The organism is Nonomuraea sp. NPDC052634, assembly GCF_040678535.1.
GTDB lineage: Bacteria > Actinomycetota > Actinomycetes > Streptosporangiales > Streptosporangiaceae > Nonomuraea > Nonomuraea fastidiosa.
Genome location: NZ_JBFATY010000005.1, coordinates 207,534 through 231,867, shown reverse-complemented (window position 1 = coordinate 231,867; position 24,334 = coordinate 207,534). Strand labels below are relative to the sequence as shown.

General features: G+C 70.7%; 16 protein-coding genes. 7 read left to right on the top strand and 9 right to left on the bottom strand.

Annotated features, from left to right (window positions below; all coding sequences use genetic code 11):
- The first annotated feature begins 10 nt into the window (after positions 1–10).
- Positions 11–412 (top strand): DUF1992 domain-containing protein, encoded by a 402-nt coding sequence (locus tag AB0K67_RS23480; protein WP_364063833.1) that lies wholly within the window; start codon positions 11–13, stop codon positions 410–412.
- Between the two features lie 417 nt (positions 413–829).
- Here AB0K67_RS23480 and AB0K67_RS23475 read toward each other — a convergent pair whose 3' ends face one another.
- The gene (locus AB0K67_RS23475; protein ID WP_364063830.1) at positions 830–3,145 is read right to left on the bottom strand and encodes a glycoside hydrolase family 6 protein; all 2,316 of its coding nucleotides are present in this window, start codon (positions 3,143–3,145) and stop codon (positions 830–832) included.
- Positions 3,146–3,504: 359 nt separating this feature from the next.
- Here AB0K67_RS23475 and AB0K67_RS23470 point away from each other — a divergent pair, with 359 nt between their 5' ends.
- Positions 3,505–6,396, top strand: coding sequence for a glycoside hydrolase family 48 protein (locus AB0K67_RS23470; protein ID WP_364063827.1), 2,892 nt, complete (start codon positions 3,505–3,507; stop codon positions 6,394–6,396).
- Positions 6,397–6,407: 11 nt separating this feature from the next.
- The gene (locus AB0K67_RS23465; protein ID WP_364064741.1) at positions 6,408–9,197 is read left to right on the top strand and encodes a glycoside hydrolase family 9 protein; all 2,790 of its coding nucleotides are present in this window, start codon (positions 6,408–6,410) and stop codon (positions 9,195–9,197) included.
- A gap of 396 nt (positions 9,198–9,593) precedes the next feature.
- On the opposite strand, the gene AB0K67_RS23460 is transcribed toward AB0K67_RS23465, so the two are convergent.
- A complete protein-coding gene (locus AB0K67_RS23460; protein ID WP_364063824.1) occupies positions 9,594–10,118 on the bottom strand; it encodes a hypothetical protein in 525 nt (174 codons plus the stop codon).
- On the bottom strand, positions 10,115–11,182 hold the full coding sequence (locus AB0K67_RS23455; protein ID WP_364063821.1) for a lytic polysaccharide monooxygenase: 1,068 nt from the start codon (positions 11,180–11,182) through the stop codon (positions 10,115–10,117). The genes AB0K67_RS23460 and AB0K67_RS23455 overlap by 4 nt, the downstream gene beginning before the upstream one ends.
- A 264-nt stretch (positions 11,183–11,446) precedes the next feature.
- Between AB0K67_RS23455 and AB0K67_RS23450 the strand changes: the two genes are divergently transcribed.
- Positions 11,447–12,538 (top strand): cellulose binding domain-containing protein, encoded by a 1,092-nt coding sequence (locus AB0K67_RS23450; protein ID WP_364063818.1) that lies wholly within the window; start codon positions 11,447–11,449, stop codon positions 12,536–12,538.
- Positions 12,539–12,674: 136 nt separating this feature from the next.
- Here the strand turns inward: AB0K67_RS23450 and AB0K67_RS23445 are convergent, their stop codons facing one another.
- From AB0K67_RS23445 to AB0K67_RS23435, 3 genes are all read right to left on the bottom strand, one after another.
- Complete coding sequence (locus AB0K67_RS23445) at positions 12,675–13,940, bottom strand: serine/threonine-protein kinase (protein WP_364063815.1); 1,266 nt, start codon at positions 13,938–13,940, stop codon at positions 12,675–12,677.
- Positions 13,927–14,898 (bottom strand): LacI family DNA-binding transcriptional regulator, encoded by a 972-nt coding sequence (locus tag AB0K67_RS23440; protein WP_364063812.1) that lies wholly within the window; start codon positions 14,896–14,898, stop codon positions 13,927–13,929. Before AB0K67_RS23440 ends, AB0K67_RS23445 begins: the two co-directional genes overlap by 14 nt.
- 232 nt (positions 14,899–15,130) lie before the next feature.
- On the bottom strand, positions 15,131–17,281 hold the full coding sequence (locus tag AB0K67_RS23435; protein ID WP_364063809.1) for a transglycosylase domain-containing protein: 2,151 nt from the start codon (positions 17,279–17,281) through the stop codon (positions 15,131–15,133).
- Between the two features lie 303 nt (positions 17,282–17,584).
- Here AB0K67_RS23435 and AB0K67_RS23430 point away from each other — a divergent pair, with 303 nt between their 5' ends.
- The 3 genes from AB0K67_RS23430 (at position 17,585) to AB0K67_RS23420 (ending at position 20,421) form a co-directional block, all read left to right on the top strand.
- Positions 17,585–18,778 carry a hypothetical protein gene (locus AB0K67_RS23430; RefSeq protein WP_364063806.1) on the top strand — a complete coding sequence of 398 codons (1,194 nt, stop codon included), beginning with the start codon at positions 17,585–17,587 and terminating at the stop codon, positions 18,776–18,778.
- Entirely contained in the window at positions 18,775–19,776 is a 1,002-nt protein-coding gene (locus tag AB0K67_RS23425; protein WP_364063803.1) for a hypothetical protein, read from the top strand. The genes AB0K67_RS23430 and AB0K67_RS23425 overlap by 4 nt, the downstream gene beginning before the upstream one ends.
- Before the next feature lie 147 nt (positions 19,777–19,923).
- Positions 19,924–20,421 (top strand): STAS domain-containing protein, encoded by a 498-nt coding sequence (locus tag AB0K67_RS23420; protein WP_364063800.1) that lies wholly within the window; start codon positions 19,924–19,926, stop codon positions 20,419–20,421.
- 4 nt (positions 20,422–20,425) lie between these two features.
- Here the strand turns inward: AB0K67_RS23420 and AB0K67_RS23415 are convergent, their stop codons facing one another.
- The 3 genes from AB0K67_RS23415 to AB0K67_RS23405 form a co-directional block, all read right to left on the bottom strand.
- Positions 20,426–21,832: an NAD(P)/FAD-dependent oxidoreductase gene (locus tag AB0K67_RS23415; RefSeq protein ID WP_364063797.1), complete on the bottom strand. Its 1,407-nt coding sequence runs from the start codon at positions 21,830–21,832 to the stop codon at positions 20,426–20,428.
- A gap of 245 nt (positions 21,833–22,077) precedes the next feature.
- Positions 22,078–22,515 carry an STAS domain-containing protein gene (locus AB0K67_RS23410; RefSeq protein WP_364063794.1) on the bottom strand — a complete coding sequence of 146 codons (438 nt, stop codon included), beginning with the start codon at positions 22,513–22,515 and terminating at the stop codon, positions 22,078–22,080.
- A gap of 84 nt (positions 22,516–22,599) precedes the next feature.
- Positions 22,600–24,258, bottom strand: coding sequence for an IucA/IucC family C-terminal-domain containing protein (locus tag AB0K67_RS23405; protein WP_364063791.1), 1,659 nt, complete (start codon positions 24,256–24,258; stop codon positions 22,600–22,602).
- Positions 24,259–24,334 lie beyond the last annotated feature (76 nt).

Sequence of the window (24,334 nt, the reverse complement as noted above, 5' to 3'; positions counted from 1 at the left end):
GGACCCGTACGTGACGCAGCGCAAGCCCATCGGGATGCCGTTCGAGAGCTGGATCGACCGGCAGATCCGCGAGGCGGAGGAGCGCGGCGAGTTCGACGACCTGCCCGGCAAGGGCAAGCCGCTGCCCGACCAGGGCAAGCCGCTCGACGAGAACTGGTGGGTCAAGCAAAAGATCGAGAGCGAGGGGCTGGCGATGCCGCTGCCCCCGTCGCTGCAGCTCCGCAAGGACGCTGAGACCGCGCTGGCCGAGGCGCGCGGCGCCCGCAGCGAGGCCGAGGCACGGCGCATCATCGAGGAGATCAACCAGCGGATCCGCGAGGCGATCAGGACGGGGCTTTCGGGGCCGCCGCTCAACATGATGCCGTTCGACGTGGAGGCGATCGCCGCCGACTGGCGCCGCACCCACCGCTGACGCGCGCTCCCACCGGCGTCCATACGTGCTGCGCCCGCCGCTGGTGCGCGCTCGCACCGCTGCCGGTACGCGCCGCCCCGCCGCTGCTGCGCGCTCACACCGCTGCCCGGTACGCGCCGCCCCGCCGGTGGCGCCCGATCCTGCCCCGCGGTTTGCGCTTTCGGCCAGGCGCAGGCCACTGCCCTGCCCGCGCCTTTCGCCGGGGGCAGGTGAGTGCGGGCGAGCAAGAGGGTCGAGCGCGTCCGCCTGGAAAGGGCGCGAGTGGGTGGAGGGCGGGGCGGCTACCTGCGGGCGTGAGGAAGCGGGGTCCGGTACGGCGTCCGGACCCCGCTTCGGGAGTCGAGGGACCCGGGTCAGGCGAGTCCCTCAGGCCGGCCGTCGCCCCGGGTCAGGCGGGGTTCTGGCCGGCCGGGCCTGTCAGTTGATGGGCGGGTAGGCGTTGGCGAGCAGCTCGCGGAACTGGGCCGAGAACCACTGGCCGGAGATCGGCGCGTTGGGCAGCGCACCGGTCAGGTTGTAGCCGTTGAGCTCGTTGCCCTCGTAGGTCGGGTCGCACATGCGGTCGAACCGCTTGCCCTCGTCGTTGTCGATCTCCTCGCTGGAGCCGTCGGACTCGCCCGGCGGCTTGATCCACACGTAGGCGTCGAAGCCGGGAGCGGGCGAGGCGGTCGGACGCTCACCCATGCCGGCGCCGCTCTGGTTGCACCAGTTGCCGGCGTGGATGCGGCGGTCGATTCGCGACTGGTCGACGAACTCGTCCACTTGGTTCGACGAGCTCGGGCCGTTGGGCCGGTCGGAGCCGCCCCAGCCGTTGCGCGAGGTGTCGATCAGCATGCCGAGCCCGGAGCGGAAGCCCTTGGAGATCAGGGCGCTGCGCAGGTCGGAGGCGAAGGACTGCTCGTCCACGTAGTAGTTCCAGTCCACCCACTTGGACTGGCGGACCGACTGGCCGTTCACCGTGGTGTTGATGGTGAAGTGCGGCTCGACCGTGGCCGAGTAGTTGGCGGTGTTGACGATGAAGCCGTCCACGCTGTCCACGCCGTCGGCGGTGCCGGCCACGGTCTCGTAGAACAGGTTCACGGCGGGCTGGAAGTTCGAGTCCCAGCCGAGCCAGGCGTGGTGGGCGGCGTCGAGGTAGGTGTAGACGTTGGGGATCGCGTGGAGCTGGTCGAGCGCGTACCGGATGCCGTCACGGTAGCCGCCGGTGCCGTTGGCCTCGCGGCAGTCGGCGAACCTGTCGAGGTTGGTGACGAGGTTCGGCAGCGAGTCGGGCTCGATGATGGTGACGATGCGCAGGTTGGAGTAGGCGGAGTCGCTGAGGATCTCGGCGATCGGGTCGATGTACTCCGACTTGTAGCGGTTGAAGCCGTTCTCCGAGATGCGCAGCTCGCCGTTGGAGGCCAGCGCCGAGCAGTCGCGGTTGGGCAGGTTGTAGATGACGATCTGGATGGTCAGCGGCGCGGAGCCGTTGGCGGCGTCCTGCCTGACGGCCTCGTCCAGGTGTGCGCGCAGGCCCATGGCGCCGCCCGCGCCCTCGATGGCGGCGATACGGTCGAGCCACACGGCGGTGGAGATGTTCGCGACGGCGCTGCCGCCGGGCTCGTTCGCGGCCTTACTGCTCCAGTCGGGGTTGACGTAGCCGGTGGCGTCCTCGTACGGGTTCTCGACGTGGGTGGGCGTGGAGACGCCGTCGTCGTCGGCCTCGGTGGCGGTGACCGTGCGCGGGGTCAGGCCGTCGGCGGCCACGGTGAAGGTGCGGGAGCCGTTCACCGAGTCGGAGTCCTGCGCGGCGGCCAGGGTGACCGTCTGCGGGGTGTTCCAGTTCGACGCGGTGAACGTGAGCGAGCCGCCGGAGCTGACGGTGAGGTCGGAGTCGCCGCTGCCGGCCGTCGTGGTGACGGTCACGTCGGAGGACGGCTCGGCGGCGAGGCGCGCGGTGAACGTGCCGGTCGAGCCCTCGGGGACGGTCACCGAGGTCGGCGTCACGATGATCGCCTGCTCCACCGTGGCGTCGTCGTCCACCTCGGTCGCGGTGAACGTGGCGCCGGTGACGCCGTTGCCCGCGACGCTGAAGGTGGCGGTGCCCGCCTCGTCGTCGTCGTCCTGTGCGGCGGCCAGCGTGATGGTCTGCGGGGTGTCCCAGTTGCTCGGCGTGAAGGAGAGCGTGGCGCCGGTCTCGACCGTCAGGTCCGTGTCGCCGCTGGTGCGGGCGGTGGTGAGGGTGATGGCCGAGGAGGGCTCCTCCGACAGGCGGGCGGTGATCGAGGCCGTGCCGCCCTCCTCGACGGCCACGGAGCTGGCCGACAGGATCACCGACGGCTCGGCGGGGGTCTGCGTGTCACCGCAGGGGGTGCCGTTCACGGTGAAGGACGTGGGCTCGGGGTTGCTGCCGGTCCACGTGCCGTTGAAGCCGATCGAGACGGAGGCGCCGGTGGCCAGGTCGCCGTTGTACGGCATGTTCGTGGCGGTGACGCGGGTGCCCGACTGGCTCCAGTTCGCACCCCAGCCGCTCGGGGTGTACTGCTGGCCCGTGGTCGGGAAGTCGAAGGCCAGCGACCACGAAGAGAGCGGATCGCCGGTGTTCTTGAGCGTGATGTTCGCGGTGAAACCGCCCTGGTTCTGGCCGCTCGTCCACGAGTTGGCTGTGTAGGTGACGTCGCAGGCGACGGCGGCGTTCGCCGCGGTACTCTGGCCGGCGACGAGTCCTAAGGCCGCGATGCTCGCGGCTGTCATGGTCACGGCCCATTTGCGGAGGCCGCGGTGGAGTCTCACTTGCGATCATCTCCAGTGGCTAGGTGGCTGGGAGCGCTCCCATGGTCTGCCGCACTCGCCACGGTGTACAGAGGCCGCCCCTCCGGAAGCCCTCAGCCGCCCCACATGCTCGTCTAATGCCCCGGAACGCGGATGAAACTTTCATCCCGGGCAGCCAGGTGAGAGGAAACGCGGGGGTTACCGCGATGCCATTCCGTTGACATACGGGCAGCGTCACCCACAATCCCGTTTGGGAGCGCTCCCACAATTCCTACTCCCCTGGAGATCCCGTGAAGCACAGACCTCCGAACCTCTTGACCCGCTTATCGAGACGGCTCGCCGTGGCCACCACCCTGATCCTCGCGGCAGGGTTGACCACAACCGTCACGGCGACCCCCGCCCAGGCGGCCGTGGCGTGCGACGTGACGTACGCGGCCAACGAGTGGACCAGCGGCCAGAACCAGGGCGGCTTCACCGCCAACATCACGCTCAAGAACACCGGCGACCCCATCAGCTCCTGGACCCTGGCCTTCGACTTCCCGACCACGGGCCAGCAGTACACCCCGAGCGGCTGGGGTGCGAACTGGAGCCAGTCGGGCACCCGCGTCACCGCCACCAACATGCCGTACAACGGCAACCTGGCCACCGGCGCCTCCGTCTCGATCGGCTTCAACGGCACCTGGACGGGCAGCAACCCGAGCCCGACCACGTTCAGCGTGAACGGCGTCACCTGCGGTGAGACCGGCTCCGCGCCCACCGTCACGCTGACCTCGCCCACCGCGGGCCAGACGTTCACCGCCCCGGCCACCGTGCCGATCGCGGCGACCGCCTCCGACTCCGACGGCACCATCAGCAAGGTCGAGTTCTACCAGGGCACCACCCTGCTCGGCACCGACACCTCCGCCCCCTACACCTACGACTGGACGAACGTCGCGGCCGGCAGCTACTCCATCACCGCCCGCGCCACCGACAACAGCGGCCTGGTCACCACCTCCGCGCCCGTCGGCATCACGGTCTCGCCGAACACCGGCCCGGCGCTCGTCGTCAGCCCGACGACGGTCTCCGTGCCCGAGGAGGGCGAGGCCACCTTCAGCGTCCGGCTCTCGCAGGAGCCCTCCTCGGACGTGACTGTCAGCGTCGCCCGCGTCAGCGGTGACACCGACCTCACGGTCTCGCCCGAGTCCGCGACGTTCACCCCGAGCGACTACGACGAGGCGCAGACCTTCACGATCAGCGCGGCCGACGACGAGGACACGACCGCCGGCTCGGCCGTCTTCCGCGTCAGCGCGGACGGATACACCGCCGTGGACGTGACCGCCAACGAGGCGGACGACGACGTCGGCGGCGACAACGAGTACGTGCAGCGCTTCGTCGAGCTGTACAACGAGATCCACGACCCGGCCAACGGCTACTTCTCGCCCGAGGGCGTGCCGTACCACTCGATCGAGACGTTCATGGTCGAGGCGCCGGACCACGGTCACGAGACCACGTCCGAGGCCTACAGCTACTACCTGTGGCTGGAGGCCACCTACGGCCGGGTGACCGGCGACTGGTCGAAGTTCAACGCCGCGTGGGCGTCGATGGAGCAGTACATCATCCCGTCCACCGCCGACCAGCCGACGAACTCGTTCTACGACCCGTCGAAGCCGGCGACGTACGCCGCCGAGCACACCGACATCAGCGAGTACCCGACGCAGCTCGACAGCAGCGTGTCGGTCGGCTCCGACCCGATCGCGAACGAGCTGCAGAGCGCGTACGGCACCCGCGACATCTACGGCATGCACTGGCTGCTGGACGTCGACAACACCTACGGCTTCGGCCGCTGCGGCGACGGCACCACCAAGCCCGCCTACATCAACACCTACCAGCGCGGGGCCGAGGAGTCGGTCTTCGAGACGATCCCGCAGCCGTCCTGCGACACGTTCGCGCACGGCGGTCCGAACGGCTACCTGGACCTGTTCACCAAGGACGCCTCCTACGCCAAGCAGTGGAAGTACACCAACGCTCCCGACGCCGACGCCCGCGCGGTCCAGGCCGCCTACTGGGCGCTGACCTGGGCCAAGGAGCAGAACAAGGAGTCGGAGATCTCCGACACCGTGGCGAAGGCCGCCAAGATGGGCGACTACCTCCGCTACGCGATGTACGACAAGTACTTCAAGCAGCCCGGCTGCACGAGCCCCTCGTGCCCGGCCGGCACCGGCAAGAACGCCTCGCACTACCTGCTGAGCTGGTACTACGCGTGGGGCGGCGCGACCGACTCGAGCGCCGGCTGGGCCTGGCGCATCGGTTCGAGCCACAGCCACTCGGGTTACCAGAACCCGTTCGCCGCCTGGGCGCTGTCGAACGTGAACGAGCTCAAGCCGAAGAGCGCCACCGGCGCCAGCGACTGGAGCACCAGCCTCACCCGGCAGCTCCAGTTCTACACGTGGCTGCAGTCGGCCGAGGGCGCGATCGCCGGCGGCGCGACCAACAGCTGGGAGGGCCACTACGGCACGCCGCCGTCGAACCTGCCGAAGTTCCACGGCATGACCTACGACTGGCAGCCGGTCTACCACGACCCGCCGTCGAACCAGTGGTTCGGCTTCCAGGCGTGGACGATGGACCGCGTGGCGCAGCTCTACTACGCCACCGGCAACGCCGACGCCAAGGCGCTGCTCGACAAGTGGGTGGAGTGGGCGCTCGACCACACCACGATCAACTCCGACGGCAGCTACGAGATCCCCTCCACGCTGGAGTGGACCGGCGCTCCCGCCGGTGACTTCGACTCCGACACCGGCATGCCGCCGGCCAACCCGAACCTGCACGTGACCGTCAAGGACTACACGCAGGACGTCGGCGTGGCCGGCGCGTACGCCAAGGTGCTGATGTACTACGCGGCCAAGGCGAACCACGCCGAGGCCAGGGACACCGCCAAGGCGCTGCTCGACGGCGTCTGGGCCAACCGCGACGACAAGGGCGTCTCGGTGCCGGAGACCAAGGCCGACTACCAGCGCGTGGACGACCCGATCTACGTCCCGGAGGGCTGGAGCGGCACGATGCCGAACGGCGACCCGATCAACTCGGACTCCACGTTCCTGTCGATCAGGTCGTTCTACGAGGACGACCCCGACTGGGAGAAGGTCAAGGACTACCTCGACGGCACCGGCCCCGCCCCGGTCTTCAACTACCACCGGTTCTGGGCGCAGGTGGACGTCGCCGTCGCCCTCGCCGAGTACGGGCGGTTGTTCCCGTGAGAAAAGCGGTGATGATCGCCGCGGCGTCGCTGGTCCTGCCCCTGCTCGGGGCAGGGCCGGCGGCCCACGCCGCGAAGGACGCGCACGCCGCCGCAGCGCAGGCCGCGCCCGCCTTCGCCTACGGCGAGGCGCTGCAGAAGTCGCTGTGGTTCTACGAGGCCCAGCAGTCGGGCAGGCTGCCCGACTGGAACCGCGTCTCCTGGCGCGGCGACTCGGGCCTCGACGACGGCAAGGACGTCGGACTCGACCTGACGGGCGGCTGGTACGACGCGGGCGACCACGTCAAGTTCGGCTTCCCGATGGCCTTCTCCGCCACCATGCTGGCCTGGGGCGCGGTCGAGTACCGCGACGCCTACGTCTCCTCCGGCCAGCTCACCCACCTGCTCAACAACCTCAAGTGGGTCAACGACTACTTCATCAAGGCCCACCCGTCGCCGAACGTGCTCTACGGGCAGGTCGGCAACGGCGGCACCGACCACGCCTGGTGGGGCCCCGCCGAGGCGATGGCGATGAACCGGCCCGCGTACAAGATCGACGCCTCGTGCGGCGGGTCGGACCTGGCGGGCGAGACGGCGGCGGCCATGGCGGCCTCGTCGATCGTCTTCCGCCCGACGAACCCGTCCTACGCCGATACGCTGGTCACGCACGCCGAACAGCTGTACAACTTCGCCGACACCGTCCGGCAGAAGTACACCGACTGCATCACCGACGCCTCCGGCTACTACAACTCCTGGAGCGGCTACAACGACGAGCTGGTGTGGGGCGCGATCTGGCTCTACCGGGCCACGAACGACGAGTCCTACCTGGCCAAGGCCGAAGCCGGGTACGCGAACCTCGGCACCGAGCCGCAGACCGACATCAAGTCGTACAAGTGGACGATCGCCTGGGACGACAAGTCGTACGGCGCGTACGTGCTGCTGCACAAGCTCACCGGCAAGCAGCAGTACCTGGACGACGCCAACCGCTGGCTCGACTGGTGGACGGTCGGCGTGAACGGCTCCAAGGTGGCGTACTCGCCGGGCGGGCAGGCCGTGCTCGACCGGTGGGGCTCGCTGCGCTACGCGGCCAACACCGCGTTCGCCGCGCTGGTGCACAGCGACTCGATCACCGACGCCACGCGTAAGGCCCGCTACCACGACTTCGCGGTACAGCAGATCAACTACGCGCTCGGCGACAACCCGCGCAACTCCTCGTACGTGATCGGCTTCGGCGACAACCCGCCGAAGAACCCGCACCACCGGACCGCGCACGGCTCGTGGACGGACCAGATCACCAACCCCGAGGAGACCCGCCACACGCTGTACGGCGCGCTCGTCGGCGGCCCGCCCGACCCCAACGACGCCTACACCGACGCGCGTGACGACTACGTGATGAACGAGGTCGCCACCGACTACAACGCCGGCTTCACCAGCGCGGTGGCCCGGCTCTACCAGGAGTACGGCGGCGAACCCGCGGCGAACTTCCCCGTCGAGGAGACCCCGGACGGTCCCGAGATCTTCGTGGAAGCGGGCGTGAACGCCTCCGGCTCGACGTTCACCGAGATCAAGGCCATCGTGCGCAACCAGTCGGCCTGGCCGGCGCGGGTGCTGTCCGACGGCAAGTTCCGCTACTACTTCACGCTCGACGGCGACACCACCGCCTCGCAGATCAGCGTCTCCTCCGCCTATACGCAGTGCGAGGCGCCGACGCTGCACCAGGCGAGCGGGCGGACGTACTACGCGGAGATCGACTGCTCGGGGCAGGCCATCGCGCCCGCCGGTCAGTCGCAGCACCGCAGGGAGGTGCAGTTCCGGATCGCCAGCGCGGGGACGTGGGACCCGTCCAACGACTGGTCGTACCAGGACATCCCGACCACGCCGGGCACCACGCCGGTGCGTACGGACCGCATCACCCTCTACAGCGGCGACACCAAGATCTGGGGTGAGCCGCCGGGTCAGGAGGAAGAGGACACGACGCCGCCCAGCAAGCCGGGCACGCCCGAGGTCTCCTCGATCACGGGCTCATCGGCCCGGCTCACCTGGACGGCCTCGACCGACGACGTGGGCGTCGCGGGATACGACGTCTACCTGGGGTCCACCGTGGCAGGCACCGCCACCACCACGTCCTTCGACCTGACCGGGCTCACCCCTGCCACGTCCTACACCGTCCACGTGGTGGCGCGGGACGCGGCAGGCAACACTTCGGAGCCGTCCGAGACCGCGGAGTTCACCACCGAGGACTCCGCCGACCAGACGCCGCCCAGCAGGCCGGGCAAGCCGGCGGTGTCCGGGATCACCGCCACCGGCGCCCTCGTGAGCTGGGAGGCGTCCACGGACGACGTGGGCGTGGCCGGTTACGACGTCTACCTGGGGTCCACCAAGGCAGGCACGGCCACGACCACGTCGTTCGACCTCACCGGGCTCAGCCCTGACACCGAGTACACGGTGAGCGTGGTGGCGCGCGACGCGGCCGGCAACAGCTCGCAGGCATCGGAGAGCACGTCGTTCACCACGTCCGGCTCGTCGCCGTCCGGCGGGTGCTCTGCGGCGTACACGCTGGTCAACTCGTGGGGCGGCGGCTACCAGGCCGAGGTGACCGTCACCAACGACGGCAGCTCCACGATCAGCGGCTGGACCGTCTCCTGGAGCACGCAGAGCACGATCACGCAGCTCTGGGGCGGCCGGCACACCGCCTCCGGCGGCACGGTGACCGTCTCCAACGAGGCGTGGAACGGCGGGCTCGCGCCCGGCGCGTCCGCGACGTTCGGGTTCATCGCGAACGGCACGTCCACGACCCCCGAGATCACCTGCACCACCGCGTGAAGACCCCGCCCCCGCCGCAGTAGCGGCGGGGGCGGTTCCACTGAACCCGTCGGCCCACAGGTGCGTATGAGGAGGTGAGGCGAACCCTTAAATCCCTGCCCGAACACCATCCCCGCCCGGATGGGACGGACGCGGCCGAACCTTCACTCGGCCGCGTCCGTGTTTCACCGCCCCTTTTCACCGGCTTCCCTGTCGCCGCTCAGAAGCGCTGTCGGACGGGCCACCGTGCGGAGGGCGGGCCGGGCGTGCGGAGGGCGGGCCGAGCGTGCGGAGGGGGCCGGGCGTGCGGAGGGCGGATGGGGCCGCGCGGTCGTCGGGGCGGGTCGCCGCTGGGGCCGGTCCGGCGGATGGAGGCGCCGTCCGGGGCGGCACGCGCACCCCTGCCTCGCAAGAGCGTTACTTGGCCGCCGACGAGGCCAGGGCGAAGCGTTCGCGGGCGGCATCGATCGCGCTGTCGTCCTGGAAGTCCTCGAACGCCTGCTGATGGTAGCGCTCGGGGATCAGCCGCTTGACCCGCTCAGGATAGCCGGGGCCGGGCTCGGGCACCTTGATCTGCGGCGGGATGCCGATCTTCACGGCGATCGGCCCCGAGGCGCGGACGGACGAGGCCCACTCGGGGCTCTCGCCGGTGACGGCGCACATGTGGCGGGCGTAGACCCAACGCACCTCGACCAGCGAGGTCGCGTTCGGCGGCTCGGTGCCGAAGGGTTCGACGGCGCACACGACGCCGGACTCGAAGTTGTGTCCATGGGCGTGGTGCTCGCCGGGCGACGCCTGTTCGAGTATCAGTGTCACCTGCGCGGCGAGCTCCTCGTTCAGCGTGGAAGACGGCTGCCTGCTCGCGAAGAACATCACCCCGGCCAGGGTGATCCCGGCCAGGGTGATGGTCGCCGCGATGAGCCCGCGACGCGAAGTGATCACGAGCTGGTGCAGGTCAGGCTCGGTGCGGGGTTCGGGATGGAGCCGGTGGCGTTGAACCCGAACGTGGTGGAGGCACCGGGCGCGAGCTGCCCGTTGTGCGTGGCGTTCGTGACCGACACGTTGGGCGCTTGGGCCGAGAGCACGCCGTTCCATGGCGAGCCTTCGAAGCCCTGGCCACCGGTGTAGGTCCACTTGACGGTCCAGCCGTTGATGGCGCTGGTGCCGGTGTTCTTGACCGTCACCTCACCCTGGAAGTGGCCGGCCCAGCCGGTGTCGGTGGCCTTCCAGGTGGCGGTGCAGTCGCCGTTGGGCTCCGGATCCGGCTCGGTCGGTTCGGGGTCGGGCGACGGGCCGGGGTTGCTGCCGTCGGGGCCGACGCCCGTGACCTCACCGTTGCCGCCGTCGAAGACGACGTCGGAGCAGCTGTAGAAGTTCTCGGCGCTGTCCGAACGGATCCAGTGTGTGAAGATGATGTGCCGGCCGCTCTTGCCGGACGGGAGCTGGGCGTTCCAGTAGTAGTAGTTCAGGCCGCCCGCTCCGCCGGACTTGGGCGGGTCGGTGACGCTGCCGAAGAGCTCCAGGTCGGACCACTTCAGCGGGCTGGTGGGGTCCCAGCCGTTCTTGGTGATGTAGTAGTCGAACCTGCCGGGGTGCTCGGCCCAGTTGCTGTGCCGCATCTGGATGGTGGCGCCCGAGGTCAGGTGGGTCGTCGGCCAGTCGGTACGGGCGGCGTTGTAGGCGGTGAAGTCGTACGGGCCGCCGGTGCCGCCGCTGCAGATCTGGCCGTCGGGGATGAAGCCGGAGGTCCGGCCGGCGCCGTCGGAGCGCAGTACGGCGAACCAGTTGTACAGGGGAGTGGTGCCGCTCTGGGCGACGGCATCGGCACACGCGGGGTTGTACGGCTGGATCTGCCCGTTCTCCCGCAGGCCGTCCTGCCAGCACAGGAACGTACGGCTGCCGGGGAACATCGTCACGCCGTGCGCCTGCGCCTGTGTGGGCACCATTAACACTGAGGTGATGAGGACGAGGACGGCGGTGATTCCCGCCGACTTGAACAACTTCATGTGGAGATTCCCTTGCGCTGACGACAGAGGAAACCTGCCCACGACCTGCCCGCCCGGCCAGCGCATTGAATCACGACTTTTCGGGATTCGACAATCTTCCGTGAAACTTTCATCCGATCTTGGTCCCACTTTGCGCTGGTGACCGCCCGCCCGGCCCATGAAGCACGTAAGGAAATGCTTGCCGGACGTTTCCGTCGCCGGAAGGCTGACGATTGGGAGCGCTCCCACTACACTCCCCTGTCAGAGAGGCGGGAGCAAGACGCCATGAGGAACGCGCACATCCTTTTGCTCATCGGGGCGTTGTTCACGCTGGGCCTGGTCGCGTCGCCGGCCCATGCCGCACCGGTGATCTGCGAGAAGTACGGTTCCGCGAGCATCCAGGGCGGCCGCTACATCGTGCAGAACAACGTCTGGGGCGCGAGCACCGCGCAGTGCATCGACGTCAACCAGAACGGCGGCTTCAGCATCACCCAGTCCGACCACGACAACTCCACCAGCGGCGCACCGGCCGGATACCCGTCCATCTACGCCGGCTGCCACTACGGCAACTGCACCACCGGCAGCAACCTGCCCATGCAGGCGAGCGCTTCCGGCTTCGCCGCGCTCAGGAGCAGCGTCAGCATGTCGTATCCGGGCTCCGGCACCTACAACGCCTCCTACGACCTGTGGTTCGACCCCACGCCGCGCACCGATGGCCAGAACACCGGCGCCGAGCTGATGATCTGGCTCAACCGGCAGGGCTCGATCCAGCCCATCGGCTCGCGGGTCGGCACCGCGAACCTGGCCGGCGCGACCTGGGAGGTGTGGTTCGGCAACACCGGCTGGAACGTCATCTCCTACGTGCGCACCTCGCCGGCCACCTCGCTCGACTTCACCATCGACACCTTCTACTCGGACGTGGTCAGCCGCGGCTACGGCCAGCGGTCGTGGTACCTGACCAGCGTCCAGGCCGGCTTCGAGCCCTGGATCGGCGGTGCCGGGCTGAGCGTGAACTCGTTCTCGTTCACCACCGGAGGAGGCGGTGACGGCGGAGACGGCGGCAACGGCGGCGAGAACTGCGCGGTCACCGCGACCATCCAAGGCGAGTGGAACTCCGGCTACGTCGTCCAGCCCGTCACCGTGACCAACCGCGGCACCTCGACGCTGAACGGCTGGACGGTCACCTTCCCGCTGCCGCCGGGACATCAGATCACCGGCATGTGGAACGCCGAGTACACGGTCAGCGGCGACACCGTGACGGTCAGGAGCCTGCCGCACAACGGCGGCCTCGCGCCGAACGCCGGCGCCACGTTCGGCTTCCAGGCGTCGCGGCCGGACGGGAACTCGCAGGTGCCGAACGGTTACTCCTGCGCCTGAGGCTCGCGCGGGCACGCTTTGCGAGGGGCCCGGCCCGCGCGAACGAGGGGTACGGCTGGTGCTGCCGTACCCCTCACCCTTGCTCCAGCCGAGAAGCCTTCCGGGCCGGGAGCCTTCCCGAGACGGACCGCCGGGATCAGTCGCGTTCCAGCGCGGCCTCGATGTCGTCCAGCCTGGCTTGTAGCTCGCTCAGGCAGGCCGGCCGCAGGCGGCCTTCGCGCAGCCGGTCGGAGAGCTTCTGCCGCAGCTCGCCCGTCCTGGGGCCCTGCGCGGACGGCCCGTGCGCCGGCCCTTGGGCGGGGGCGACCACGGCGGCCAGCACCTGCTTGAGGTCGAGCACCACGTCGTCGTCCGTCGCGCCGCAGGGCGTCCTGGCCTCCAGCGTGGTCGTGAACTCGGCCGCGGCCTGCTCCAGCGTCCGCGCCGATGCGGGCGAACGCTCGATCAGCCGGGCCGAGGGAGACGGCGGCACCGCCACCGGGTCGGGCGGCGCCTCACGCTGCGGCGCCGACTGCTGAAACCACAGCAGCGCCGACAGCGCGAGCGCCGCCGAGCCCGCCACCGTCAGTCCGCGCCGCACGTTGCGGCCGAGCGAGGCGGTGCCGAGCGCGCTGGTCAGCGCGGCGACGATCTGCGCCGCCGTCGGGCGATCCTCCGGCCGGTGCGCCAGGCAGCGCTGGCAGAGCGTGGCGATGGCGTTCGGCACGCCGGTCACGCGGGGCGGCGGCTCGGTCCTGCGCACCGCCTCGATCTCCTCCCATGTCGTCTCCGGGTACGGGGTGCGCCCGGTCAGCATGAGGTGCAGCAGCACGCCGAAGGCGTACACGTCCACGGCGGGATGCGTGGGCACGCCGAGCAGCCGCTCGGGGGCGACGTAGGGCGGGGTGCCGCGGTCGTCGTCGGGGTCGCCGGCCCAGGCCGCGATGCCGAAGTCGAGCAGCTTGGGCCCTGTGGGGGTGAGCAGCACGTTCTCGGCCGTGACGTCCCTGTGCACCAGGCCACGGGCGTGCCCGGCCATCAGCACCCTGGCCAGCCGCAGCCCGATGGCGGCCGCCTCCTGCCACGGCAGCGGGCCCTGCTCGATGCGCTCGGCCAGCGGGGTGCCGTCGAGCAGCGGCATCACCACGTACGCGGCCACGCTGCCGCTCGCGGTGACGGTCTCGCCGTAGTCGTAGATCTCGATCGAGTCGGGGTGGATGAAGCGGGCGGCGGCGCGGGCCTCGCTGCGTACGCTGACCCGTTCGAACGGATCGTGCAGCGAGGCCGTGAGCACCTTGACCGCGACCATCCGGTGCAGAGACTGGTCGAAGGCGCGCCAGATGACCGACATGCCCCCGCGGGCCAGCGGATCCAGCAACAGATACCGCCGGGCCAGGACGTCCCCAGGCTCAAGCCGACTCACGGACGACCAGTTCCGTGGGGAGTACCGGGTCGACGCCCGTCGCCCCGGTCAGGAGCAGCCGGGTGGCGACCGTGGCGAGCTCCTCGACGGGCTGGCGGATGGTGGTCAGGGCCGGGACGGTGTGCCGGGCCACCGGCGCGTCGTCGAACCCGATCACCGCGACGTCGGCCGGCACCTTGCGTCCGGCTCTGCGCAGCGCCTGGATGGCGCCCGCCGCCATGAGGTCGGAGGCCACGAACACGGCGTCGAGCCCGGGTGCGTGGCGCAGCAACCACTGCATGGCGTGGGTGCCTGAAGCTGCGGTGAAGTCACCGTACGCGACGGGGACGTCGGGCGCCCCGGCCGCCTGGAGGGTGCGGACGAGGCCCTCCAGCCGGTCGCGGGCGCCGGGTAAGGAGGGCGGGCCGCCGATGGCGGCGACGTTGCGGCGGCCGGTGAGCAGGAAGTGCTCGGCCGCCTGGCGGCCGCCGTCGAGGTTGTCGACGTCGGCGAACGGAAGCTTGAGGTCGTGGGGCGGCCGGCCGATGTTGCGGACCGGGATGCCCGATGTCGATAACTTGATGGCCAGGGGATGGCGCTCTCTGGCGCCGATGATGAGCACGGAGCCGGATAACGCGGGCAGCGTGGACGAGGTCGGGGTGACGGTGGTCACCATGAGATGGGTGCCGTGTTCGCTGATCACGGCGCCTGCGGCGGACAGGAGCCGGGCGTAGTAGGGCTCGGAGAAAAGCCGGGGCAGGTGGTCGCAGATCACCGCCGTGACGCCGTCGGTGCTGGTCTTGGCGGCGCTTCCCCGGGGTGCGCGTTGTCGGACGTATCCCATACGGGACACGGCGTCGTAGACTTGGCGGCGGGTCGAGGTACTGACCCGCACCGAGCCCGTGAGGACTCTTGATGCGGTCGCGGGGGAAACCCCTGCAGCGGCCGCCACCTGTGCCAGTGTGGGCTGCTCGGTCATGGAGCACCTCGCGGAAAGATCCTGGGAGCGCTCCCACGTTACCAATGTTTCGCCGTTGTTAATAGGGCCTTTGCTGAGAGTGCGTCCGCGTGTGCGGACGCACTCCGAATTTGCTCAGCTAGAGGCGGTGGTAACTCGTAGAGGTTTCCGCGAGGTCAACTGATCACGACGGTATTTCCGTGCCCGATTTGTCTTATCCGACAATGAGGAAACCGCTCCTATCGGGTGATCATTAGAAGTCCGAGTCCGCCTCGTCGAGCTGCTCGATGCCGTCGTCTCCGTTGGTGGCGTCGTCCGGCGAGGTCTGGCGGACCGGCGCGCAGCCCGAGCCGCAGCCGCCGAAGCGGGCGGTGTTCACCGGGTGGAAGTCGGTGGGCGGCACGCCCTTCAGCGCGGCCATCATCGTGTCCTTCCAGATCGGCCCGGGGATCGAGGAGCCGAAGACGGAGGGGTAGTACTTCCCGCCGATGGTGATGTTGTTCAGCTTGTGGTCCTGCGCGCCGCGCGGGTCGCCGATGCTGACCGCGCCCGCGAGGTCGGGGGTGAACCCGGCGAACCAGGCGGTGGCCTGGTTGTCCGTCGTACCCGTCTTGCCGGCGGCGGGCCGGCCGATGCCGCCCACGCCCCGCATGGTGCCCTTGGTGAACACGCCCGACAGGATGTTCGCCGCCGCGTCGGCGACCTCGGGGTCCAGCACCTGCTTGCACTGCGGCCGGTAGGTGGTCACCTTGCCGTTGCGGTCGGTGATCTTGGTGATCGCCATCGGCTTGCAGTACTTGCCGCGCGCGCCCAGCGAGGCGTACGCGTTGGCCACCGTCACCGGGTCCATCTCGTTGGTGCCGAGCGTGAAGGTCTCGTACTCGGTCAGCGGCAGCCCGTCGGAGCGGTGGATGCCGAGCGACTTGGCGGTCTGGATCGTCTCACACAGGCCCACCTTCTGTTCCAGCATGACGAAGAAGGTGTTCACCGACTGCCAGGTGCCGGTGGCCAGCGTCTTGAAACCGCCGCCGCCCTCGTCGTTGGTGACGGTGTGGGTGGGGTCGCCGATGTTCTCCTTCTTGCAGTTCTTGAACGACGAGTAGTACGGCGCGCGGTAACCGCTGCCCACGGTGAACCCGTCGTTGATCTTCCAGCCCTGCTTCAGGGCGGTGACCAGCGTGAACGTCTTGAACGTCGACCCCGCCTGGAAGCCGGTGCCGCCGCCGTGCTGCGCGTCGGCGACGACGTTGTACGACATCTCCTTCTTGCGCTTGTTGTTGCCGTACTTGCGGCTGGCCGCCATCGCCTTGATCTGACCGGTGCCCGGCTGCACCAGGGCCTCGGCGGCGACCGGGTCGTCGGAGGCGTAGACGTGCTTCCTGATCGCCCGCTCGGCGGCGGCCTGCATCTTCGGGTCGATCGTGGTCTGGATGGTCAGGCCGCCCCGGTTGAGGAACTGCGCCCGCGCCTTGGCCGTCTTGCCGAAGGCCGGGTTGCTGAGCACCTCGTTGCGCACGTACATGCAGAAGTACGGGTACTTGCTGGAGGCGCAGCCGCCGGGCAGCGGGGTGCCCTTGTAGCCGAGCGGCTTGGCCTTGGCCTCCGCGGCCTCCTCGGGGGTGATCTTCTTCAGCTCGGCCATCCGGTCGAGCACCACGTTGCGCCGGGCGAGCAGGCGCTTGCGCTGCGCCTTGCCGAGGTTGGGGTCGGTCGCGTTCGGGTCCTGCACGGCGCCGGCAAGGGTCGCGGCCTGCGCGAGGTTCAGCTCGGAGGCGCGGACGCCGAAGAAGCGCTTGGCGGCGGCTTCGATGCCGTTGGCGTGGGCGCCGAAGTAGGCGATGTTGAGGTACTTCTCCAGGATCTCGTCCTTGGTGTACTTCTGCTCGACCGCCATCGCGTAGCGCAGCTCCTTGAGCTTGCGCGCGTAGCTGGCCTCAAGGGCGGCGTTGCGCTCCTTGTCGGTGGTGGCCGAGTTGAGCAGCACCTGCTTGACGTACTGCTGGGTGATGGACGAGCCGCCCTGGGCGATGCCGCCGGAGGAGAGGTTCTTGGCCAGGGCGCGCAGGGTGCCCTCGATGTCGATGGCGCCGTGCTCGTAGAAGCGGAAGTCCTCGATGGAGATGATGGCCGTCTTCATGATCGGCGCGACCTCGTCGAGCGTGACCGACTCGCGGTACTGCTCCCAGAACTGCGCGATCACGTTGCCCTTGGCGTCGACGACCGTGGTCTTCTCCGCGAGCGGGGGCTCTTTGAGCTCTTCGGGTTTGATCCCGAGTTCCTCGGATGCCGAGACGAATATCGCTCCAGTGCCGCCGACCGCGGGCAACGCGACGGCGGCGGCCAGCACGCCGGCCGCCGCGGCGGCCGCCGTCAGGCGCGCGACACTCGACAGACGGGAACCCATGGTGGTAAACCCCTCCCACTTGTGGCAATAGGGTGCATCCTAAACCCGGGCATCACATGCTCCGCGTAAAAGCTTGGACGCCCCTTGGGCCCCGAAAGTTGTGCGGGATCGGCGTTTTTTACGGGGATCCTGGGTATAACCGCTGTTTGCCCAGCTTGAGGCTGCTGCGGTCCGAGTGATCTCCTGTGGCGGCTGAGATTCCCCCAAGCCGCGGGCAAGGATGCGTGTCGGCCACCGTGTCCCCCGGCCCGGACTGGCAACGTCTACCAGGCCATTTCTTCCTGCGCCTTGGTGGAGGGGCTTATGCGTCACGTCGGGGAAGGTGAGCACGTCGACCGGCTGCTCGCCGCCGCCAGGACCTGCTGGGGAGACGGCCCGGGCGGTGACGGATACGTCGCGGTCGAGGCGTACGACGAGGACCTGCGGGCTGTGGCGAGGACGCTGCTGGTGGCGCGGGCGCTCTGCGCGCTGCTGGGGACGCGGCTGGTCGCCCGCACCCGCCCCGAATGGGCCCGGCTGGCCGTGGCCTTCGGCGCCACCGACACCACACCCGACCAGCCGCCCGCCGCCGTGGTCACCACGGTGGCCGACCGCTCGGTGCCCAGGGAGATCCCCGTCGTCCACGTGCACGGCAAGGGCTCGCTCCAGGCGTACGCGCTCTTCCCCGACCACGGGGCCTGCTCGATCGACGAGGAGCTGCCCGCCAGGGTCGGCGCGTTCTTCGAGCGGCACGTCTGGCCACGGCGCCACGAGATCAGGCCGGGCGCCGAGCGGGCCACCCGGCGGGCGCGGCGCGGCTACCAGGTCCGTACGGAGACCGAGCGCCGCCAGCTCCGCCACTACGGCTGCGCCAGGCTCGGCCTCGACCCCGACCGCCCCACGATCACCGTCCACGCCCACGCGCCGGGCCGCGACGACCGGATGTTCGGCGCGCTCACTCAGTTCGCCTCCTGCGACGAGTCCGCCAACTGGCTCTTCCACGACCCCGTCACCGGCCACTCCCGCGTCCGCCGGGTGGACGGCCGGCTGTCTGCGAACCTGCTGTGGAGCATGACCGACGCGGCGGTCACATTCGGCGAGAGCGACCTGCCCGCGTTCGGCATCCCCGTCATCCAGGCCGGCTGGTCGGAGGGCCGCGCGTGCGGCGCCGTCCACGCTCCGGCCACCCCGTCGGAGCTGCGCGCACTGCTCGCCGAGGCCATCGCCAGGCACGCCAAGGGCGAGAGCATCCTCGGGCCGGAGCAGCGCGAGCGCGCCAGGCTCTGGCTCTGGCTGCGCCGCTGCGGCGCGGACGCGCCGAGCCAGCTCCTGCCCCACTGGGAGCAGGGCGACGACTACGCACGCGTGCTCGCCGTCAACCTGCGGCACGTCGAGCCCGACGGAGACCCCCTCTTCGGCGCCGTGGCCCGGCTGTGGGAGCGGCGCGACCCCATGCTCACCCGCTTCGACTTCCACGATCAGGACATCACGTGCACCCCCTGGAGGAACACCCGATGAGCAGCACAGGATCGGTCACCGACGTCGACCCGGTGATCCTTCCCGCCATCCCGCCCGTCCACCTGAACAGCGGCAAGGTCGCCGCGCTCCAGGTGACCGACCGGCTGCGCCGAGGCACGCAGATCGTGGGCAGGTTCGAGACGTCGGGGCTGGCCGGGTTCAAGGTGTCGGCGCAGGGACGGCCGCTGCGGGTGCACGTCTCCCTGTCCACCGACGAGCGGTCGGTCAGCGGCTGGCACGAGGGACGGGCCGAGCCGGTCGGGCCCGTGCCGCGCTTCGTCCAGATCAGGTCCCAGGGCCGGATGCGGCAGTGCGTGCTGCTGCGCGGCCGCAGGGCGCACGCCAAGGTCGCCTTCGACCTCACGCCCGAGGAGATCCCCGACGACGGCCTCATCTGCATCGAGGTGCTGGACATCACCGAGGGCGACGGCGTGCACCCGGACGTGCGCGACGCCGTCTGCGGGCGGGTCGCCGCGGACGGCGCGGCCGGCGTGCGGCTGGACAAGGTCGTCTTCGAGGAGCCGCCCCCGGTGGACTACGACCCCGACACGCTCGACGGGTCACGCTGCGAGCTGTACGGGCTGATCAGCGCGGGCGGGCTGGCGAACGCCCACCGGCAGGGCAGGCGGGCGTTGCGATCGGGCATGTTCGTCGTGAACCCCGTGCTCAAGGACCGGTTCGGCTCCAAGGAGAAGATCATCCTGCGGCTCGGCACCCGTGCGGAGGCGGTCAGCATGATCCCCGCGACCTGGCGACGGGTCAACAGCGAGCTGCGCTGGCTGCGACACGCCACCAGGAAGCTGCTGCACTCGGCCGCGCCCAGGGTGGAGCGGGTGCTCAGCATCAGGGACGGCGACCTGGGGGCGCCGGACCAGAGCGAGCAGGGGAACGTGACCGAGCTGGTGCTGCCGGGCCCGTCCGGGTCGCCACTGCTGGTGCTGCTCGGGCCGTCCCCCGACTGCGTGCCGACGCTGGAATCGGGCACGCAGTCCGACTGACGCACGCGCGTCTCAAGGCCGGGATGTGCTCGTTCCGCCGCATTAGGCGGGCCTGGCGCGGCGCGCGAATCATGCCCGTTCCGTCACCTGCGGCCCTCGAATCGGCGATCACCTGTGAGAACGCCGCTCTGTGGGCAGTGTCTATCTGTGAGCAGGAGCGGATTGCTGATCGAGACGACCCGGCACCTCCACTGCACGGTCGTCCGTGCCGCCGGCGTGCTCGACCATGCCGGCCGCGAGCGCTTCAGCTCCTGCGTCGACATCGTGTGGAACTGGTCGGTCGGCCCCGTTCTCGTGTTCGACCTGGCCGACCTCGACTTCTACGACGCCTCGATCATCGGCGTGCTCGGCATGGTCATGCAGCGCATGGAGGAGGAAGGGGGCAGCGGCCGGATCATCCTCGTCCGGCCCAGCGCCCACCTGCTCACCGTGCTGCGGCTGACCGGCCTGCTGCCGCACGTGGAGCTGCGCGACAGCGTGGCCGAAACGCTGACCGAGCTGGCCCTGCACCCATCAGAGCACCCGCCCGGGCACCCGTCAGAGCACCCGTCCGGGCACCCGGCGGAGCATTCGTCTGAGCACCCGTCCGGGCAGCGGACGGTGCCCGATGAGCGGCCCGGTGCCGCCGGGCGCGCCACCGGGTGAGGATTCACAGCCCGTACGTCTCCAGCAGCCGCAGCCAGATCTCGCTCACCGTCGGGAACGACGGCACCGCGTGCCAGAGTCGGTCGAGCGGCACCTCGGCCGTCACCGCGATCGTGGCCGCGTGCAGCAGCTCAGCCGCGCCGGGACCCGCGAACGTGACGCCGAGCAGCACCTTCCTGTCCTCGTCCACCACGGCCTTGGCCTTGCCGCGGTAGCCGTCGCCCAGCAGGTACGCCCCGGTGACCGCGCCCATGTCGTACTCGACCGCCCGCACCCGGAAGCCGTCGGCGCGGGCCTGCTCCTCCGTGCGGCCCACCGCGCAGACCTGCGGGTCTGTGAAGACGACCTGGGGCGAGCCGTAGCCGTAGGCCAGGTCGCGCATCGCGGGCAGCTCGTCGCCGCGCGCCCTGGCGGCGATCACGTCGCCGCAGATCCGCGCCTGGTACTTGCCCATGTGCGTGAGCAGCGCCCGGCCGTTGACGTCACCCACGGCGTACAGCCAGCCCTCGGGCACGCCGGTGGCCCGCATGCTGTCGTCCACCTCGACGGGGGCGTCGTCCGGCAGGCCGACCGTGTCGAGGCCGAGCCCGCGGGTGGCGACGTTGCGGCCCGTGGCGACCAGCAGCTCGTCGGCCTCGATCGGCGGGCCGTCGCTCAGGTGCACGGTGACCTTGCCGCCGGGCTCCGGCCGCTCGACGCGTTCCATGCTCGTGTTGAAGCGCACGTCGATGCCGGACTCGGCGAACGACTGCGCGACCAGCTCGCCGGCGAACGGCTCCATGCGGCCGAGCAGGCGGTCCCCGCGTACCACGATCGTCGTCTGGCGGGCGCCCAGCCCGTGCATGGCCTGCGCCATCTCGCAGGCGACCACGCCGCCGCCCAGCACCACCAGCCGCTCCGGGATCGAGGATGCCGCCGTCACCTCGTGGCTCGTCCACGGCTTCGCCTCGGCCAGGCCCGGCACGGGCGGCACGGCGGCGGTGCTGCCGGTGGCGAGCACGACGGCCTGGCGGGCGGTCAGCACGCGCTCGTCGCCGTCCTCCGTGGTGACCCGCACCCGCTTGGGGCCGTCGAGCCTGCCGCGGCCCCGTACGAACTCGGCAGGAACGCTCTCGATCCAGCGCACCTGCCCGCCGTCGTCGTAGCCGGACACCGCCTCGTCCCGCCTGGCCAGCACCTTCCGCACGTCGATCTCGCCCAGCGTCATCCCCGGCACCCTGGCCACATCCGCCGCGAGATCGACCGGCCGCAGCAGCGTCTTACTGGGGACACACGCCCAGTAGGAGCACTCGCCGCCGGCCAGGCGCTCCTCGACGATGGCGGCGGTCAGCCCGCCGCGCACGGCGCGGTCCACCACGTTCTCTCCTGCGGGCCCGGCGCCGATCACGATCACATCGAACTCGTCCGCCACCGCTGCCTCCCCAAGCACTCGCCCGGTCTTTTAGCCGATGCTTTCACGCCCCGCCGCCGGACGCAGCGACCGGTCCACGGTACGAGGCTCGGCGGGGGTGGGGTGGCGAGGCGTTTGCGGTGGTCGGCGGGGGCTTGTGAGGTGCGCGCGGCGGTCAGCGAGGGCCGGGGCGCTTGGGACGGTGGTCGGCGGGGGCTTTAGGGGTGTGCGGCGGTCAGCGAGGGCCGGGGCGCTTGGGACGGTGTTCAGCGGGGGCGGCGGGGAGCCGGCTGCACGGTGCGGAGGCGGGGGAGATGGCGGCGGGCGGGGCCTGCCGGGCGGTACGCGGCCACGCCGGCCGCCGCGAGGGCCTCCGCCATGGTGGCGAACACCGGGATCGCCGCGTCCGCCTGCTCGCCCATCAGCGCGATGAGGCGGCGCAGCGGCGGGCGGGCCCCGGCGACGGCCAGGTGCCCGCCCTTGGCCCGCAGCGCGCGGTGGGTGAGCGCGAGCCGTTCGATGCCGCTGAGATCGCAGAACCACAGGTCGCCCGCCGCGACCAGCACGTGCGTGAGCGGCGATTTGGGCACGGGGTCGAGAAACGAGGCCAGCACGGGCCGGGTGGTACGGTCCAGCTCGCCGGTCAGGGTGATCACCAGGGTCGTGTGATCGATGGGAACGAGCCGGACGGACAGTTGCATCATCGCGAGCCCCCCTCTCAGAACATGGGGCGCGTGAGCCGGTGCCCATCTTCCTTCCCCGGCGGGCACGGCGATAGGCACTTCGCGTCAAAGAGTTCCGATGAGCGGGTTCGGCAGCGTGGTCCAGCGGTCGCCCGCGCCCTCCATGCGGGCCAGCAGGTGGGCCTTGGCCGGGAGCCGTTCACCGAACAGCGCGGCGCGGTCGGCGGCCGGCAGCGACCCGGCCGCGTCACGGGCGGCCGTGGCCACGACCTGCCACAGCTTCGCCTCTGCGGCCCTGTCGCCCTGCCCGAAGGCGGAGATCAGGCTGCCGAACGTGGTGCCGATCAGCGAGCCGAACAGCTTCGCGTGCAGGACGGCCGGGTCGTCGCTGAGCAGCCGCGCGCTCACCGGCGGGGTCTCGACGCCGTGGCGGGCGAGCCTCGCGGGGCTGATCCTGACGTCGGCGAGATCGCGGTAGATCAGCCGGTACGGCCGGCCGCCGCCGTCCAGCGCCACCAGCAGGTTCTGGCCGTGCGCCTCCATGGCGATCCCGCAGGCCAGCATGCCCAGGGCCGACTCCCAGGCCAGTCGTGCGAACGCGGTCAGCCACGCCACCGGCTCCCGCGCGACGGCGCAGAGCGCGGGCGCGGCGGGGCCGGGGAACTCGTGGCCGGGCGATGCGGGTCCCTCGGGGGCGGTGAGGGGCCGGGCGGCGAGGGGCCGGGCGGTGAGCGGGCGGACGGCGAGGGCGAGGGCGGCGAGCGGGAGGACGGTGCCTGGGCCGGTCCCGGGTTCGGGCTCGGGCGTGGGATCGCGGAGCATGATCGACACATCGGCGCTCGGCCGTCCGTCGATCGGACCGGCCGCGCCCGCCAGGTAGCGGGCGATGCGCAGCCCGCCGCCGCAGCGCGCGGCCACCGTGGTGAGCAGGCCGGACAGGGGCACGCAGTCGCGTACGGAGCCGGGGGAGATGTCCCTGACGTCCGAGGTCATGCGGGTGGAGAAGGCCGTCTTGAGATGCGGCCCGCCGTCGAGCGGGGCGAGCGTGCGTACGGCCATGAGCGGGCGCGCGGGGATCACCCCGGTCGCGTGCGGCCGCAGCCCCAGCCCGGCGAGGACATGCGCGCTCTGCCACGGATGCACGGGCAGCAGCAGCCGGTCGCCGTCCCTGAGGGAGTCCGGCCACGGACCGGTGACGAGGCAGTCGCGGGCGGGCACCGCCAGCAGGTCGAGGCGGACGATGGGGCGGTGCTCGGGCATGTACGCGAGCTGCTCGGCCACCGACACGCCGGGGCGGTTGCGGCAGCCCGGATGGTAGGGATGGCCGTCGATCACGGCCTGCTCGTGCTCCTCGGGCGTCGCGGCGGGCCGGGCCGGGGCTCCGGCTCTGGAGAGCGCGAGCGAGGCGACGCTGTTGTCCAGATCTGCGATCAGGGCGGCGGTGCCGGGTAGGGCGAGCGCGTCGAGCAGCGCGGCCGGGTGGGTGTGCGGGTGTCCGTCGAGGTGCAGTACGGGCTCGTCGCGCACGTCGTACGGCCGCCGCTCGGGCCCGGTGAGCTTGCGTCCGTCGGTGAGCACCACGCACCCGGGCCCGGCCGCCGACAGGCCCGGCAGCGTCTCGTACAGCAGTCCCCGCCACAGCCGTCCCATGACGGCGGCCCGCGCGCCGGGCAGTGCGGCGGTGTAGCGGCCGGACAGCTTAGGCCGTACGCGGGCCAGCTCCTCGGCGAACTCCGCTTCCACCGGCCTCATCACGGCCCCCATGATCTCCGCCTTCCCCGTCTCCAACCCGTCGGCTACCCCGTGGGCACCAACGGGGACAAAAGGGTAGGAGTACGGT

Coding starts and splice junctions, on each gene's coding strand:
- AB0K67_RS23475 (WP_364063830.1), bottom strand. CDS start 3,145: ATGACAGCCGCGAGCATCGCGGCCTTAGGACTCGTCGCCGGCCAGAGT.
- AB0K67_RS23465 (WP_364064741.1), top strand. CDS start 6,408: ATGATCGCCGCGGCGTCGCTGGTCCTGCCCCTGCTCGGGGCAGGGCCG.
- AB0K67_RS23455 (WP_364063821.1), bottom strand. CDS start 11,182: ATGAAGTTGTTCAAGTCGGCGGGAATCACCGCCGTCCTCGTCCTCATC.
- AB0K67_RS23450 (WP_364063818.1), top strand. CDS start 11,447: ATGAGGAACGCGCACATCCTTTTGCTCATCGGGGCGTTGTTCACGCTG.
- AB0K67_RS23440 (WP_364063812.1), bottom strand. CDS start 14,898: ATGACCGAGCAGCCCACACTGGCACAGGTGGCGGCCGCTGCAGGGGTT.
- AB0K67_RS23435 (WP_364063809.1), bottom strand. CDS start 17,281: ATGGGTTCCCGTCTGTCGAGTGTCGCGCGCCTGACGGCGGCCGCCGCG.
- AB0K67_RS23430 (WP_364063806.1), top strand. CDS start 17,585: ATGCGTCACGTCGGGGAAGGTGAGCACGTCGACCGGCTGCTCGCCGCC.
- AB0K67_RS23425 (WP_364063803.1), top strand. CDS start 18,775: ATGAGCAGCACAGGATCGGTCACCGACGTCGACCCGGTGATCCTTCCC.
- AB0K67_RS23410 (WP_364063794.1), bottom strand. CDS start 22,515: ATGATGCAACTGTCCGTCCGGCTCGTTCCCATCGATCACACGACCCTG.
- AB0K67_RS23405 (WP_364063791.1), bottom strand. CDS start 24,258: ATGGGGGCCGTGATGAGGCCGGTGGAAGCGGAGTTCGCCGAGGAGCTG.